Source organism: Acinetobacter sp. S4397-1 (assembly GCF_024129285.1).
GTDB classification, from domain to species: domain Bacteria; phylum Pseudomonadota; class Gammaproteobacteria; order Pseudomonadales; family Moraxellaceae; genus Acinetobacter; species Acinetobacter lwoffii_C.
Window position 1 is genome coordinate 97603 of sequence record NZ_JAMXXZ010000002.1, and the last position, 14517, is coordinate 112119.

A 14517-nucleotide genomic window follows, 5' to 3' on the forward strand; every position below is an offset into this window, starting at 1 on the left:
CCTATATTCACAAAATGATTTACAATTCATTTTATCTTGTTGAGAATAATATTATGAGTTATAAAAGATCATCACTGATGCAGGAGCGAATGGAACAAAATCGCTTGTCGATTTTACAGTCTGCTCGTGAACTGATTGCTCAGGGGGGCTTTAAAGAGGCGTCGATTCAGGCCATTGCAGAGCGTGCAGGCGTTTCTACAGGGCTGGTATATCGGTACTTTGATAGCAAAAGCCAGATTTTGATTGAGGTTTTGTCGGCAGCGATTCAGCATGAGGTGGGAATTTTAAACCACATCGTTCAATCAGATTTATCGCCAGAACTGAAATTGCAAAAATCTGTTACAACTTTTGTGAAACGCGCCATGAATAGCCCTCAACTGGCGTATTCACTTATGTTCGAACCGGTTGATCCGGAGATGGAGCATGAGCGTTTTCGTAGTAAACAGCTGATCAAGCAGAGTATTAAGGAGATTCTGGCCGAAGGAAAGGTAAACGGAAAGTTTGAGTTTGAAGACTTGAACACGGCGGCGCTAGGCGTGGTAGGTGCCATGACTTTTGTCGTAATCGAGCCTTTAAATCCATCTCGCAATATGATGTTTGATCAGAAGTATAAGGATCACTTTGTCAAACAGATTGCCGATTTTTGTGTAAACGCAGTACGTCGACAGGAGGGAAGTTCAGTAGCATAAATACACAAAAAACAGGCACACAGACAAGGTCGTCGTGGTCATAAAACAATTAGTAAAGTTGAAATCAGAATTACAAAGAATCAAGGAGATCGATTCAATGACACAAGTACGGTTAAGCTATGCCTATGGAACCAGCAGCCAGCCCTTATTGGGGATGACAATTGGTGAAAAATTTGACCAGGCTTGCGAGCAGTATGCGGATCGGGATGCAGTGGTAAGTCTGCACCAGAATGTACGCCTGAGTTATCGGCAGCTACAGGAACAGGTCAATGCTTTTGCCTGTCAGTTGCTGAAACTGGGCCTGCAAAAAGGTGATCGTCTGGCGATCTGGTCGCCGAACTGTGTGGAATGGACCATTACCCAGTTTGCTGCTTTCAAGGCTGGCATTATTCTGGTCAACCTGAATCCGGCCTATAAAAGCAATGAATTGGAATATGTGCTGAATAAGGTGTCCTGTAAGGGCTTGGTCATTGCTTCACAGTTTAAAACCACGGACTACCAGGAAATTCTGACCAAAATTGCACCAGAGTTAAAAGAGACCGAAGACAAGTTGCTTAATGCAGAGCGCCTGCCACATTTAAAGCATGTAATCAAAATTGATGACCAGCAGCATACAGGGATTCACCGTTTTCAGGATTTACTGCCTCCCCCAAGTGCCCAAGAACTGGAACAACTGCAACAGATCTCCAGTGAATTGCAGTTCGATGAAACCATTAATATCCAGTTTACCTCGGGCACGACTGGTAATCCGAAAGGCACCATGCTGACCCATAACAATATCCTGAATAATGGCTATTTTGTGGGTGAGGCAATTCACCTTGCACCGGAAGACCGGGTCTGTATTTCAGTGCCGCTATTCCACTGCTTTGGTATGGTGATGGGGAATCTGGCTTGTATTACCCACGGTTCAGCCATGATTTATCCGTCTGCAGTCTTTAATCCGCTGGAAACCTTAAAAGCCATCCAGCAAGAAAAATGTACGGCAGCTTATGGCGTCCCGACCATGTTTATTGCCATATTGGAACATGAACGGTTTGATGAGTTTGACCTGTCCAGCTTGCGTACCGGCATTATGGCAGGCAGTCCATGTCCACAAGAGATTATGCAGCGTGTGATTGAACGCATGCATATGTCTGAAATAACCATCTGTTATGGTATGACTGAAACTGCACCTGTGAGTGCACAAAGCTCGACTGAAGACAGTGTTGAGCAGCGAGTCAGTACGGTTGGTCGCGTCCATCCGCATCTGGAAGTTAAAATTGTAGATGAACAGGGTAAAGTGGTTCCGCGTGGTCAACTGGGCGAGCTTTGTGTACGAGGTTATTCCGTGATGCTCGGCTATTGGGAAGATCAGGAAAAAACCCACGAAGTTATTGATGCTGCCCGCTGGATGCATACCGGTGATATTGCTGAAATGGATGACGCAGGCTTTATTAAAATCAAGGGGCGTATTAAGGATGTGGTGATTCGTGGTGGCGAGAACCTGTTCCCGAAAGAAATTGAGGATTTTCTCTATACCCATCCTGCGATCTCAGATGTACAGGTCATTGGTGTCCCAGACCATAAATATGGGGAAGAACTCTGTGCCTGTATCATTCTGCATGAAAATGATTCATGTACTGAAGAGGCGATTCGTCAGTATTGTATCGAGCATATTTCTCATAACAAAGTGCCACGTTATGTGCGTTTCTTTCATGAATTCCCGATGACAGCTTCAGGTAAGGCGCAGAAGTTCAAGCTGCGTGAATTTATGCGTGAAGAACTAAATCTAAAAGAGATTGCTTAAATTAATTAAAGTTAAGTTTAAATAGTATTTGATCAGATGACCTGGCGGCATGGATGCCGCCGTTTCATTGTATGGCAAGGATGCCATATCAATGAAACAGAGGGGTTTGGTTACGTTGCCCAGTCAAAGTAACGAAGCACCTGCAGAATGGAAGAAGAATCCATCGTGCAAATTGAGGTCATGCGTTTAGCAATTTCTTTAAATAGATAAAAATGCATTTCTATATAAAGTCTTATTGCAATATAAAACTTCATATATCGACTATCTAAATCAGAGTAAACAGATGGCAAAAAACTTTCACAGTGAAGTGGTGGTCGCCAGTTATGATGATCACATCCGTAAATTAATTCCTGCTTATGAACTGGTGCATCAGCAGATTGAGGCTATTCTCAGTACGGAATTACCAGAAAATGCACATATTCTGATTGCGGGCTGCGGAACAGGATATGAGTTGTCCTATCTGTTAGAGCAGCATCCACACTGGACTTTTACGGCGATTGATCCTTCAGTCACCATGCTGGAACAGGCAAAAAAAAATCTGGCTCCTTTTGCTGCCGAGCAGAGAGTCCGGTTTATACAGAGCACTACCCACGGACTGGAGCGGGATACTTTCGATGCAGCACTGGCGATTCTGGTCGCTCATTTTATTCCTGAGCCACAGAAAACCGAATTTTTTCAGCATATTTATGAAAGTCTTAAAACAGGCGGGATCATGTTGACTTATGACCTGATGCAGCCAGAAAATGAAACTGCACTACAGATCATGCAAAAAATGGCGCAGCAGACGGGATTAAGTCTCCGGCAAAGTGAAAACATGCTGGCCAGATTACAGCAGGATTTTGCATTGATTCCGACTGAAGACTTCAAAGGCCTTTTGACAAAAGTCGGATTCAAGCACTGCAAAACTTATTGTCAAATTATGAATTATTATGGCTTTTTTTTGGAAAAATAAAGATCATAAAGCATTATATTTGCGATAAAGTTAAAGAGATTATTCAAGGAAGTAGAGAGAAGAATGTCGGCATATTACAGTTTAATTCAACGTGAGCAGCATGCAGATGGTAGTACTACGGCTTATTACCGTTCCAATATTCATGCCCAAGGCGCATGGAATCCTCATGAACAGCATATGGCCCCAGCAACAGGTATCCTCTGTGTAGAGCTGGAACAGTTTCAGCCACGAGAGGATATGCGAATTGGTCGGGTCGGACTGGATATCTTTGGATTGATTGCTTTTGGTGAGTTTTCAATTACCACCCGCATGCTTCGTCCGGGTAAAACCATTGAGCTGGTTGAAGCAGAAATGTGTGCGAATGGAAAAACCTGTATCGTTGCGCGTGCCTGGAAAATGCTAACTTCGGATACTCGCGCCATCGCCGGTCTAGAAGATTTTCCGATTGAAAGTCCAGAGTTTTTACCCGTGTGGGAAGGCATGCGCTGCTGGCCAGGCGGTTATATCCAGAGTATTGAAACGCGTGCGCATGCCGATCATCGGGCAGGCAAAGGGATTGTCTGGCTCAAAAACTCTTTGGACATGGTAGAGGGACAGACAACGACCGCCTTTAGCCGTTTGCTCGGTATGGTCGACACGGCGAATGGTATCGTGCCACGTCAGGACCCGAGTGCAGGCTGGGGATTCCCGAATCTGGACTTGCAGATTCACATGCACCGTCTGCCACAAGGTGAATGGTTGGGGCTGGAAGTAGTGCAGCAATATGGCGAAGATGGTATCGGTTTGACCAGCGGCATTCTGCATGATATTCACGGGCCATTCGGACGCAGTGAGCAGATTCTGACCCTTCGGAAATTTTAACATCTCTTTAAAAATCAGGACGAATTGCTTCGTCCTTTTTTTATTGGCATGCTGTGTGCAATTTATCAGGAATATATGCAGATGCGGATAAGTATCATCGGGGCAGGGCGCGTGGCTTATCACTTCGCCCGTGTATTGTCAGGCCAGCATGAAATTGTACAGATCTATAGCCGGAGTGTTGAAAAAGCCCAGCAACTGGCTGATCTATGCACAGCTCAGGCCATCACCAGCCCTGAACAGCTGGATAGTCATGTAGATCTGGTTATTATTGCAGTCAGTGACCAATCGATCCAAACAGTCATCCAGCAGGTACATAACTATCTGCCAGACGTATTGATAGTACATACATCAGGCAGTACGCACTTAAATGTGCTGCGTGATGTACATCCAAAATCCGGAGTGTTTTATCCTCTTCAAACCTTCAGTTTGGAGCGTGAAATTGACTGGTTAAATACCCCTTTGTTTATCGAAGCACATGATGATGAAGACGAGGGGAAACTTCATACTCTGGCAAATAGCCTGAGCAAGAAGGTCTATCTCTACAGCTCTGAGCAACGTTTAAGCCTGCATTTAGCAGCGGTATTTGCCTGTAATTTTAGCAATTACTGTTATGATATGGCCAAACAGGTGGTCGATGCGCAGCAGGTTGATTTTAGCCTGCTTTCTCCATTGATGCTGGAAACGGCCAAGAAAGCCACTCAGAATGATCCACGCCAAATGCAAACCGGACCTGCAATGCGAGGGGATGAAAATATCCTTAAAATGCATCAGCAGATGCTGGCGAAAATGCAACGAGACGATTTACAAAAGGTTTATCAGCTGTTAAGCCAGCAGATTTTAGCGCGTCATCAAAAATGAATGGGTTGATTTTTAATTGAATAAGCTAGATTTGGTTGCATTCACTCTTTAAATTTAAGTAAAAATGCGCAGAAAAAAATAATAAAAATGGACATGCTATAGGGGTGAAGCGTTGTTTGTCTTTTAAGCCCGATGATAGGCGCAGGATTTGCACTAATCTTCTGGCTGAAAGATAAAATTTTCCAATAAAAAAAGCGCTGATCAGGTCAGCGCTTTTTTAAAACTTAGATTAAGAAATTTTCTTGAAGATAAAATCATTAATCTTGTGGCCGGCTTCAATGCCGCGACGCTCAAATTTGGTTTGTGGACGCCAGTCCGGGCGTGGGTAGCTGTTGCCTTTGCCCGCCAGATTTTCCAGTCGTGGACGTTCTTCCAATACTTCAAGCATCCATTCCGCATACGGTTCCCAGTCCGTTGCGGCATGGAAAGTTCCGCCAAGCTCCAGCTTTTGCTCTACCAGTGGCATACGGTCATGCGAAACAAAACGGCGTTTGAAGTGACGTTTCTTCTGCCATGGATCAGGGAAATATAACTGAACTGTATTAATGCTATTGTCCGGCATTTCACGCAATACCTGAATTGCATCGGCATCTAGCACACGCAGGTTAGTCAGGCCTTCAATTCCAGCCTCATAGACACATTGGGCAATTCCTGGAACATGTACTTCAATCCCAATAAAGTTGCGCTCAGGATTGGCTTTGGCCATTAATACCAGGGAACGGCCCATGCCGAAACCGATTTCTACCGTTAACGGACGTTCAGGATGTTCAAAATGCTGACGTAAATCACCTACCGGATATTCCAAAATTAAGTGACCATATTGTTCAAGCGCAGTACGTTGAGAGGTATTTAATGGCGCTGAACGCCGCATAAATGTCACAATTTCACGGTGTTCGCTTAAATTGTCCAGCTCTACGACGTGCTGGTCTAATTGATCGTTCGACATAATTTTGGCAAAACTAAAAATTCAGAATGCGGTATTTTAAGTCCTGAGCGGAGCAAGTCAAACTTTTCTCGGTATTTATCCATAAAAAGCCGGTTGGATTCCCAAAGTCAAATAAAAAGAACTCTTGGCTCTATTTGTCAATAAAACTAAATGAGATGTTCAAATATTTTTGACTTTAAATTTCTGACCCAAGTGATCCAGTATATTCACCGAAGTCATCTCTTAAACCCATGCATGAGTCAGATCCAGTCCCGAATATTTAAGCTTGCTCGTAATTCAGGCTTCATCCTCTGCTCTGTCAATACACTCTCCAGACACTAGAAAACTTTCCACTTTTAAGGCGTATCACAAAATCGCCTCTCAATAAGGAAAGCCCGTGTCTCTTAAACAGATACAGATAAAAATCTACACAAGATAGGCTTGCAAAAGCTTGTGATTTCCTCAATATTGAAGAAGTAAATGTCTTGGAATGACAGTTACGCTTTTTTGCAATTTACAGGTTTGATCGCTTGAAAGTTTGTCAGAAGCGTTTTAAAACATTGAGAAGTGTAGAACAAGGATCAGAAATGAAGCTTTACTATTCGCCGGGTGCCTGCTCATTGGCAGCACATATTATTTTAAATGAAATTAATGTCGACTTTGATTTAGAACGTGTTGATTTAAAAAGCCATACAACAGAAAAAGGTACGGATTATTACGAAATTAATCCCAAAGGCTATGTACCTGCACTTGAAATTAACCCGGGTTTAACTCTGACAGAGAATGTGGCAATTTTACCGTTTCTTGCACAACATGATCCCAAACAGGATCTGATTCCACCCTCTGGCATGGGACGTGCCAAAGTGCTGGAATGGTTAGGTTATCTCAATTCAGAATTGCATGATGCTTATGCGGTGTTCTTTGGTGGCAAGTTATCCGATGATGAAAAGAAAAAAGCCTATGCAGAAGTCGATCGTCTATTAAGTTATATCGACAAAGCGATTGCTGAATCAGACAATGACTATCTGGTTGATGATAACTTTGGCCCAGCCGATGCTTATCTGTTTGTGTTGACTAATTGGTCGAATCATATTGAGCATGATTTAAGTCCGTATAAGAATATTATTCATCTTCGAAACAAAGTTGCGGCGCGGCAGTCTGTACAGATTGCAATGCGAGATGAAGGTCTAATTCCTTAAAATTTTAAAAAAAGCATAATTATTATGCTTTTTTTTTGACTTTCATTTAATAATTGCTATTGGAATAAATAAGATGAAGAAAATACTAAATTTAGTATTAAGTTTTGGGTTAACGGGCATGTTGGTTGCATGTAGTAATGTTAAAAATCCAGAAAATGTAGCTCAAGAATATGTTACAGCAGCCTATAAAGGCGACTCAGAAAAAATGCTCTCTTATATTTATATACCTGAAAATGTTAAAGCCCAAGCAGGTTCTGAAGAAATGATTCAAGGCAAAATAAAAGCTGGCGCGGCAAAGGCTAAAGAGCAAGCTGAACGTAAAGGCGGAGTCAAAGAAATTAGTGTGGTAGACAAAAATATCGATGAAGCAAATGGCAAAGGACGGGTGACTATCGGAGTCAGCTTTAAAAATGAAGGCTCTAATTCTGTAACAGATCGAGTAAAACTTATCAAAAATGAAGATAAATGGAAAGTTGATTTATAATCGGTTTATTTTGTTTTTGGGCGGATTAGTTATTCTAATCTGCCTTTTTATTGGGTTCTCCTCCAAAGATACTATAAAGCCAGATAAACAGATTTATATACCCGAGCATGCATTTCAAGTGGGTGATTGGATTGTTCGGGAGGGGGTGGGTTACGAAAGTTTTTTAATCAAAAAGCTGAGCGGGAGTGAGTATTCACATATTGGCGTGATTGCAGCGACTCAACCGAATATTTTGGTGGTGCATGCGACCACAGATGACGATCCCTCATATTTAAATCAAGTGATTCAATCAGATATCAGTGATTTTGTTGACTCAAAACGAGCAAAAAAGTGGGCGGTTTATAGAGAAAGCAGTTTAGAGCCAGATAAAAGAAAAGATATTGCTAGGGCCGTGGCAAGGCAGGTAGGAGAGCAATTTATTTTAGGATCAAGAGGTGAGACGCATCGTTATTGCACTACGATTATTGCGGAGAAACTTCCATTATCTTTACGTAATAAACTGGTCTGGAGTAAGGTTGAATTGCCAGGCTTGCAGGGGGAGTTGCTTTTTCCTGATGCTTTATTAAAGCGTGAATCCGTCGAACTGATTTATAAAAATAGATAATTTAGGATGAGTAAAAGCTAAATTATAGTCAAAGAATCATACAATTCTTTGACTATAATGAGATTTATTTAAAGAAATAACCAGTTTCCGGCGAACTGGCATTGGCCATACGCTTACGCGGCATGCGACCTGCCAGGAAGGCTTCACGGCCTGCTTCTACTGCTTTACGCATCGCAGAGGCCATCAGAATCGGGTTTTGTGCAGCTGCAATTGCAGTATTCATCAGCACGCCGTCACAGCCCAGTTCCATCGCAATGGCGGCATCACTGGCTGTACCTACACCTGCATCGACCAGTACCGGAACTTTGGCATTTTCCTTAATAATGGAAAGCGTATGCGGGTTGAGGATACCAAGTCCTGAGCCGATCAGACTGCCCAATGGCATGATCGCCACGCAGCCCATGCTTTCAAGCTCCTGAGCCACGATTGGATCATCTGAAGTATAAACCATGATTTCAAAACCATCGTCAATCAGAGTGCGAGCTGCTTTTAAGGTCTCAGTCACATTCGGATAAAGTGTTTTTTCATCACCTAAGACTTCCAGTTTGACCAGATTATGTCCGTCGAGTAGTTCCCGTGCCAGCATGCAGGTCCGTACTGCACTATTGGCATCAAAACAACCTGCTGTATTGGGCAAGATCGTATATTTTTCAGGGGGAATCACTGAAAGTAAATTTGGTTGATCCGGATGCTGGCCAATATTTACACGGCGAATCGCAACGGTCACAATTTCTGCACCACTGGCCTGAATTGCCTGATCCGTTTCATTTAAATCTTTGTATTTGCCTGTACCTACTAAAAGGCGAGACTGGAATTGGCGTGAACCAATCTGTAATAAATCTTGCATAGTTATCCCAAGTATTAGCCGCCACCGACTGCATGAATAATTTCTATCTTGTCTGCTTCGCAAATTAATGTTTCACCTAATCTGCTTTTAGAAATAATCATTTCATTGACCTCAACTGCAAAGCGCTTGCCTTCAAGTGCAAGACTTTGAACCAGTTCCAGCAGGTTTTTGCATTGAGTATCTTGTTGTTCGCCATTGATATAAACCAGCATTGGCAACCCTCCATGATTGATTAAAGCTTCAGACTTATTTGATATATTTTACGGCATTCCAGGCCAGAATTAACCAGCCGGCAATCATTAAAGCACCGCCAATGGGCGTAATAACAGCTAAACCACGTGGCAGGCCTAGTGCCATAATATAAAGAGAACCACAAAAGAAGAAAATTCCAGCCTGAATCAGGACAAAGCTCCACTTGATCGGCAACTCTGGAATGACTCGGCTCATGATGGCCAGAAGCAGTAAACCCAGCGCATGATAGAAAAAATAATCTGTCGCTGTCTGCCACCAGGCCAATTGCGCTTCAGTTGCCCGTGCCTTTAAACCATGTGCACCAAATGCACCGAGCAGGACTGCAAGTGCAAGATTGAGTGCTGAAATCGCAATCCACATTTGAATTGATCTTCCCCATAAAGTTTGCGCTTAACTTTAGCATAAAAGTCAAATTGCCGGCATAAAAAAGCCTTCTGGGAGGAAGGCTTTTTTTGACAATATCAAATCATGCAAATTCAAAATATCAGTTAGATGACATTGCAACTTTAATTTTTTCCATGGCATTTTTTTCCAGCTGGCGAATACGTTCGGCAGAAACATTGTATTCGGCTGCCAGTTCATGCAGAGTCGATTTTTCATCATCGAGCCAGCGGCGCTGCAAGATATTACGTGAACGGTCATCCAGTTGTTCCATGGCGTCGTGCAGGGCAGAGGTACTTTGTTCCTCATAGTCCTCATTTTCAATCAAACGCGCCGGATCATAACGGTTGTCTTCAAGATACAAAGCCGGTGCAACATGGGTTGAACCTTCGTCATCGTCATCGCCTGAGGCATCAAAAGCAGCATCATATGCCGTCAGACGGCCTTCCATTTCCAGTACTTGTTCTGGTGTGACATTCAAGTCATTCGCAATTGATTTTGCTTCTTCGAGCGTCAGTTTTTTCGATGACTTTTTCAGGCTGCGTAAATTAAAGAAGAGTTTACGTTGTGCCTTGGTGGTGGCAATTTTGACAATACGCCAGTTACGAATCACATATTCATGAATTTCAGCTTTAATCCAGTGCACTGCAAATGACACCAGACGTACACCCATGTTCGGGTCAAAGCGTTTTACTGCTTTCATCAGACCCAGGTTACCTTCCTGAATCAGGTCACCCTGAGGCAGGCCGTAGCCTGCATAACTACGTGCAATATGCACCACAAAACGCAAGTGTGACATGACCAGCATTTTTGCTGCATCGAGATCTTGGTCATAGTAATAGCGTTCAGCCAACTCTTTTTCTTGTTCGGCTGTTAAAATAGGAATTTGATTGACAGTACTAATATAAGCACCGAGATTGACACCTGGCGCCGATAATGACAGGGGCATCAATTGATTGCGGCTGTCACTCATGTGTTCTCCTTGAAGTGCGGGGGATTTAACCCTTAACTAGGTTTAATCTTAATCCAAACTCTCCGCAAATAATGGATATTTGGGTAGAGAAATGTAAAGTTTTATACGTTTGTGAAGCTATCCAGTCTAATTGAATTTTTTTAAGATTCAATCAGGTAGTGAAACTCTGTGGCCGAAATCTGTCTAAATTCATATGTTAAATGATGGATTTGACAATAGCGTGTCACATCAGTCTGGCTATGCGGATCAGAAGACTTTAGTAAAAATGTCAGACCAGGTTGAGCTTTTAATGCACGCTTTAACATAAGTAGCGGCATCGGACAGGGTTTGCCCATCGCATCTATGATACTGATTTGGTCGCTATTTTGCCCCATGACTGCTTTATCCGTACCACCTTTAAAAAAGACCATAAATAATAGCAAATAGGATGCCAAAACCCAAATTTTTGAGCAAAAAGATACATCAACTAACACTTATCTGCTATTTGACATATTTTGTGAAAAAAATAACTAAATCAAAAAGAACAAAGCTAAAAAATATCTATTAATTGTCATAAACCCGTGCTAAGCTCGTTGGGTAATTAGGATTTCAGTTAAACAACTTAGTTGTTTTTCACCCTATAACACCATGGATGTAACCGGGATTTTGTTAATAGTTTTACAGAATGATTACAAGCTTAAAAATAATATTTTCAAACTTGTTTGCTCTGCTGTTTGCAACACCGGGTGGTCCTTTTTTTAGTATCAATGAGGATTAACTAATGACAGCTGCTCGTGAACAAGGCGTAGTAAAATGGTTCAACGACACTAAAGGCTTCGGCTTTATTCAACGCAATGGCGGTGATGACGTATTTGTTCATTTCCGTGCTATCCAAGGTGACGGTCATCGTTCACTTCGTGACGGCCAGCGTGTTGAATTCAGTGTTGTAAAAGGCCAAAAAGGCTTCCAAGCTGAAGAAGTTCAACCTTTAGACTAATCTTCGGATTAATCTGAAAAGCGCTCCAATATAAATTGGGGCGTTTTTTGTTTATACTATTCCCATCTTTTTGATCATTGAATTAGAGCAGCGCTTTATGTCATCTGGTTTTGAAACCTTAAATTTACACCCCCAACTGAAAAAAGCAATTGATGCCTTAGGCTTTAACTCCATGACGCCGATTCAGCAGAAGGTTTTAAAATTCACACTGGCGGGTCATGATGCGATTGGTCGTGCACAAACAGGTACCGGAAAAACAGCAGCCTTTTTAATTAGTGTGATCAACGACCTGCTGAATAATCCGATTAAGGAGCAGCGTTATCGTGGGGAGCCGCGTGCCCTGATTTTGGCGCCTACCCGCGAGCTGGCTTTGCAGATTGAAAGTGATGCTCAGGACCTGACGAAATTCAGTGGTTTGAGTGTCGTGACTTTGCTGGGTGGTGTTGATTTTGACAAGCAGAAGGCACAACTGGATAAAGCACCCGTGGATATTATGGTCGCGACTCCAGGTCGTCTGATCGACTTTGTTGACCAGAAAGAAGTCTGGTTGGATCAAATCGAGTTTCTGGTCATTGACGAAGCGGACCGTTTGCTCGACATGGGCTTTATTCCATCAGTTAAGCGGATTGTGCGTTTCTCTCCGCGTAAGGAGCAGCGCCAAACTCTAATGTTCTCTGCAACCTTTAGTTATGATGTTCTAAATCTGGCACAGCAATGGCTCTTTGAACCTGTTACCGTAGAGATTGAGCCGGAAAAGAAAACCAATGCTGATGTTGAGCAACGTGTTTATATGGTCGCTAAAGCGGATAAATATAAATTGCTGCAAGAAGTGTTACGGGATGAGCCGATCGAGAAGGTCATGATTTTCGCCAACCGCCGTGACCAGGTGCGTAGACTGTATGATCATTTAAAACGTGATGGTTATAAAGTGGTGATGCTCTCTGGTGAAATTGCACAGGACAGACGTCTGAAGATGTTGGATCAGTTTAAAAATGGCAACCATAACATCATGATTGCAACGGATGTCGCAGGACGTGGTATTCATGTTGACGGTGTATCGCATGTGGTGAATTTTACTTTGCCAGAGCAGTCAGATGATTATGTACACCGTATTGGTCGTACTGGACGTGCAGGAAGTCGAGGTGTGAGTATCAGTTTTCTTTCTGAGGATGATGCGTTCTATCTGCCTGAAATTGAAAAAGCAATTGGGCAAAAGCTGCCATTAACCCGTCTGGAAGGTTACTGTTAATCAGATTGGCAGTGGATGAATATAAAAAAACCGCTCTTAAAGAGCGGTTTTTTATGCTTATTTATTAAAAAATTATTTAGCCTGACAGCGGAAAGTTAAGGTGGTTTGATAGTCATCCTTCTGGTTTAGCCCGGTATTGGTTCCGGCAATATTCCCTAAAACTGTTGCAGCGGCTTGAATAATTTGGCCTGTCTGCTCATCCACAACACCTTTTAATGCACCATTATAGGCAGTCTGCTCATCTACAACGATGGTGGTGCTACGCGACCCACAGGCTTTATTGGCTGCTGCAATTGCATTGTTTTTCGCAATTAACTGGGTTTTTCCTAAACCGGTTACCTCAAACAGATTGTTTTCTTTTTGCACTGCTAGTGAGGAAGTTGGGTTGGAAGCACATGCTGTTAAAATGAGCGTAGAAAGAGCTAGCCCGCCGAATGCCATTGTTTTTTTCATGATGCTGTCCTGATAAATCCGCTAAATAGAAGTTATTTCACCACAGAAAGAACTACAAATTTTGTGGTTGATGTATAAGTTTAGCAATTTTTAGTATAGCCCTGTGCACTTAAGCATGCTTATACTTTTGCTTTGTTAAACAAAACGATGCCTTGTTTCCGTTTATGTGGCTAAAACGATCTCAAATTTGGTTATGAAGCTTGCTATTAATATTCCGGCCTTGCTATTCGCTTCGTTTTATACCTGATCTGCTCAGTTTTAGCTTATGGCGCAATCCATTTCTGAAATTTCAATAGTTGCCGATTCTCTTTAAAACAGGAAATAATGGCTGTCAGCATCTGGTGTATGCTGGCAATACTTGTGAAGTTTCTAGAGTATTCAGCTATGAATATGCTAACCTTAAAAGTAGTTTTTAAGTGACAGATTTAGAAAGCAATGACGGAATCAGTGGTCGACATCGTTCATCAAAATATTCACCAGCGACAGTCTATTGGAAGTCTAGTAGCGCCTGCACCCACTGCAGAACAGTTAGAGTATGCTTTTCAGGCTGCCTTAACTGCACCGGACCATCACCGGTTAAAGCCTACCAGCTTTGTGGTGGTGCCTGATGAGCAGCGTGAAGCTTTTGGACTTTTATTGTCTCAGGCGTTGATTGATCTGGGTGAAACTGAAACGGCACAGATTGAGCGAGTTAAAAACCATCCTTTTCGTGCGCCATTGCTGGTGCTGGCATTGACACGTTTGCAGGATCATCCCAAAGTTCCGCATTTTGAACAAATCCTGAGTTCTGGGGCCGCAATTCAAAATTTCCTGTTGTCTTTGCAAGCACAGGGTTTTTCGACCATGTGGCGCAGTGGAGTAGTGGTGGAATCGACTTTGTTTAAGCAGGCTTTAGGAATCTCCAAAGATGACCTGATTTCTGGCATTATTTATATTGGTACGGCGGCCAAAACCATTGCATCACGCGCAGACATTCAGACCAGTAATTATGTCAGTTACTGGCATCCAAATAATTAAACTGCACTGCA

Annotated in this window: 18 protein-coding genes; 11 read left to right on the forward strand and 7 right to left on the reverse strand. The window is 42.6% G+C overall.

All coding sequences use genetic code 11. From position 1 onward, the window contains the following. Window positions 1-53 precede the first annotated feature (53 nt). The 5 genes from NI467_RS01720 (at window position 54) to NI467_RS01740 (ending at window position 5146) form a co-directional block, all read left to right on the forward strand. The gene (locus NI467_RS01720) at window positions 54-689 is read left to right on the forward strand and encodes a TetR/AcrR family transcriptional regulator (RefSeq protein WP_253150604.1); all 636 of its coding nucleotides are present in this window, start codon (window positions 54-56) and stop codon (window positions 687-689) included. A gap of 97 nt (window positions 690-786) precedes the next feature. Continuing rightward, window positions 787-2475: an AMP-binding protein gene (locus tag NI467_RS01725; protein ID WP_151206121.1), complete on the forward strand. Its 1689-nt coding sequence runs from the start codon at window positions 787-789 to the stop codon at window positions 2473-2475. Window positions 2476-2758: 283 nt separating this feature from the next. Further along, window positions 2759-3427: a class I SAM-dependent methyltransferase gene (locus NI467_RS01730; protein ID WP_253150606.1), complete on the forward strand. Its 669-nt coding sequence runs from the start codon at window positions 2759-2761 to the stop codon at window positions 3425-3427. Between the two features lie 63 nt (window positions 3428-3490). Beyond that, window positions 3491-4288, forward strand: a complete 798-nt coding sequence (locus NI467_RS01735) for a thioesterase family protein (RefSeq protein ID WP_253150608.1) — start codon at window positions 3491-3493, stop codon at window positions 4286-4288. A 75-nt stretch (window positions 4289-4363) separates the two neighbouring features. After that, complete coding sequence (locus NI467_RS01740; protein ID WP_258170000.1) at window positions 4364-5146, forward strand: Rossmann-like and DUF2520 domain-containing protein; 783 nt, start codon at window positions 4364-4366, stop codon at window positions 5144-5146. Window positions 5147-5375: 229 nt separating this feature from the next. On the opposite strand, the gene trmB is transcribed toward NI467_RS01740, so the two are convergent. Next, window positions 5376-6092, reverse strand: coding sequence for a tRNA (guanosine(46)-N7)-methyltransferase TrmB (gene trmB / locus NI467_RS01745; RefSeq protein ID WP_151204178.1), 717 nt, complete (start codon window positions 6090-6092; stop codon window positions 5376-5378). A 566-nt stretch (window positions 6093-6658) separates the two neighbouring features. On the opposite strand from trmB, the gene NI467_RS01750 reads away from it, so the two are divergent. From NI467_RS01750 to NI467_RS01760, 3 genes are all read left to right on the forward strand, one after another. Further along, window positions 6659-7270 carry a glutathione binding-like protein gene (locus NI467_RS01750; RefSeq protein ID WP_253150610.1) on the forward strand — a complete coding sequence of 204 codons (612 nt, stop codon included), beginning with the start codon at window positions 6659-6661 and terminating at the stop codon, window positions 7268-7270. A 73-nt stretch (window positions 7271-7343) separates the two neighbouring features. Beyond that, window positions 7344-7754 carry a DUF4878 domain-containing protein gene (locus NI467_RS01755; RefSeq protein WP_151204180.1) on the forward strand — a complete coding sequence of 137 codons (411 nt, stop codon included), beginning with the start codon at window positions 7344-7346 and terminating at the stop codon, window positions 7752-7754. After that, complete coding sequence (locus NI467_RS01760; RefSeq protein ID WP_253150612.1) at window positions 7726-8358, forward strand: YiiX/YebB-like N1pC/P60 family cysteine hydrolase; 633 nt, start codon at window positions 7726-7728, stop codon at window positions 8356-8358. The genes NI467_RS01755 and NI467_RS01760 overlap by 29 nt, the downstream gene beginning before the upstream one ends. 64 nt (window positions 8359-8422) lie before the next feature. Here NI467_RS01760 and NI467_RS01765 read toward each other — a convergent pair whose 3' ends face one another. From NI467_RS01765 to NI467_RS01785, 5 genes are all read right to left on the reverse strand, one after another. Further along, window positions 8423-9205 carry a thiazole synthase gene (locus NI467_RS01765; RefSeq protein ID WP_151204182.1) on the reverse strand — a complete coding sequence of 261 codons (783 nt, stop codon included), beginning with the start codon at window positions 9203-9205 and terminating at the stop codon, window positions 8423-8425. 14 nt (window positions 9206-9219) lie between these two features. After that, complete coding sequence (thiS, locus tag NI467_RS01770) at window positions 9220-9417, reverse strand: sulfur carrier protein ThiS (RefSeq protein ID WP_151204183.1); 198 nt, start codon at window positions 9415-9417, stop codon at window positions 9220-9222. A gap of 34 nt (window positions 9418-9451) precedes the next feature. Further along, window positions 9452-9817, reverse strand: a complete 366-nt coding sequence (locus NI467_RS01775; protein ID WP_151206128.1) for a DUF423 domain-containing protein — start codon at window positions 9815-9817, stop codon at window positions 9452-9454. 124 nt (window positions 9818-9941) lie between these two features. Beyond that, entirely contained in the window at window positions 9942-10811 is an 870-nt protein-coding gene (gene rpoH / locus NI467_RS01780; RefSeq protein ID WP_151204185.1) for an RNA polymerase sigma factor RpoH, read from the reverse strand. A 140-nt stretch (window positions 10812-10951) separates the two neighbouring features. Then, on the reverse strand, window positions 10952-11185 hold the full coding sequence (locus NI467_RS01785; RefSeq protein ID WP_151204207.1) for a sulfurtransferase TusA family protein: 234 nt from the start codon (window positions 11183-11185) through the stop codon (window positions 10952-10954). Between the two features lie 386 nt (window positions 11186-11571). Between NI467_RS01785 and NI467_RS01790 the strand changes: the two genes are divergently transcribed. Then, window positions 11572-11787, forward strand: coding sequence for a cold-shock protein (locus NI467_RS01790; protein ID WP_004280099.1), 216 nt, complete (start codon window positions 11572-11574; stop codon window positions 11785-11787). Between the two features lie 97 nt (window positions 11788-11884). After that, complete coding sequence (rhlB, locus tag NI467_RS01795; RefSeq protein WP_151204186.1) at window positions 11885-13036, forward strand: ATP-dependent RNA helicase RhlB; 1152 nt, start codon at window positions 11885-11887, stop codon at window positions 13034-13036. A gap of 72 nt (window positions 13037-13108) precedes the next feature. Here rhlB and NI467_RS01800 read toward each other — a convergent pair whose 3' ends face one another. Continuing rightward, a complete protein-coding gene (locus NI467_RS01800; protein ID WP_151206130.1) occupies window positions 13109-13489 on the reverse strand; it encodes a hypothetical protein in 381 nt (126 codons plus the stop codon). A 435-nt stretch (window positions 13490-13924) separates the two neighbouring features. Between NI467_RS01800 and NI467_RS01805 the strand changes: the two genes are divergently transcribed. Then, the gene (locus NI467_RS01805; RefSeq protein WP_253150614.1) at window positions 13925-14506 is read left to right on the forward strand and encodes a nitroreductase family protein; all 582 of its coding nucleotides are present in this window, start codon (window positions 13925-13927) and stop codon (window positions 14504-14506) included. The last annotated feature ends 11 nt before the right edge of the window (window positions 14507-14517 follow it).

Coding starts and splice junctions, on each gene's coding strand:
- NI467_RS01720 (WP_253150604.1), top strand. CDS start 54: ATGAGTTATAAAAGATCATCACTGATGCAGGAGCGAATGGAACAAAAT.
- NI467_RS01725 (WP_151206121.1), top strand. CDS start 787: ATGACACAAGTACGGTTAAGCTATGCCTATGGAACCAGCAGCCAGCCC.
- NI467_RS01730 (WP_253150606.1), top strand. CDS start 2,759: ATGGCAAAAAACTTTCACAGTGAAGTGGTGGTCGCCAGTTATGATGAT.
- NI467_RS01735 (WP_253150608.1), top strand. CDS start 3,491: ATGTCGGCATATTACAGTTTAATTCAACGTGAGCAGCATGCAGATGGT.
- NI467_RS01740 (WP_258170000.1), top strand. CDS start 4,364: ATGCAGATGCGGATAAGTATCATCGGGGCAGGGCGCGTGGCTTATCAC.
- trmB (WP_151204178.1), bottom strand. CDS start 6,092: ATGTCGAACGATCAATTAGACCAGCACGTCGTAGAGCTGGACAATTTA.
- NI467_RS01750 (WP_253150610.1), top strand. CDS start 6,659: ATGAAGCTTTACTATTCGCCGGGTGCCTGCTCATTGGCAGCACATATT.
- NI467_RS01755 (WP_151204180.1), top strand. CDS start 7,344: ATGAAGAAAATACTAAATTTAGTATTAAGTTTTGGGTTAACGGGCATG.
- NI467_RS01760 (WP_253150612.1), top strand. CDS start 7,726: ATGAAGATAAATGGAAAGTTGATTTATAATCGGTTTATTTTGTTTTTG.
- NI467_RS01765 (WP_151204182.1), bottom strand. CDS start 9,205: ATGCAAGATTTATTACAGATTGGTTCACGCCAATTCCAGTCTCGCCTT.
- thiS (WP_151204183.1), bottom strand. CDS start 9,417: ATGCTGGTTTATATCAATGGCGAACAACAAGATACTCAATGCAAAAAC.
- NI467_RS01775 (WP_151206128.1), bottom strand. CDS start 9,817: ATGTGGATTGCGATTTCAGCACTCAATCTTGCACTTGCAGTCCTGCTC.
- rpoH (WP_151204185.1), bottom strand. CDS start 10,811: ATGAGTGACAGCCGCAATCAATTGATGCCCCTGTCATTATCGGCGCCA.
- NI467_RS01785 (WP_151204207.1), bottom strand. CDS start 11,185: ATGGGGCAAAATAGCGACCAAATCAGTATCATAGATGCGATGGGCAAA.
- NI467_RS01790 (WP_004280099.1), top strand. CDS start 11,572: ATGACAGCTGCTCGTGAACAAGGCGTAGTAAAATGGTTCAACGACACT.
- rhlB (WP_151204186.1), top strand. CDS start 11,885: ATGTCATCTGGTTTTGAAACCTTAAATTTACACCCCCAACTGAAAAAA.
- NI467_RS01800 (WP_151206130.1), bottom strand. CDS start 13,489: ATGAAAAAAACAATGGCATTCGGCGGGCTAGCTCTTTCTACGCTCATT.
- NI467_RS01805 (WP_253150614.1), top strand. CDS start 13,925: ATGACGGAATCAGTGGTCGACATCGTTCATCAAAATATTCACCAGCGA.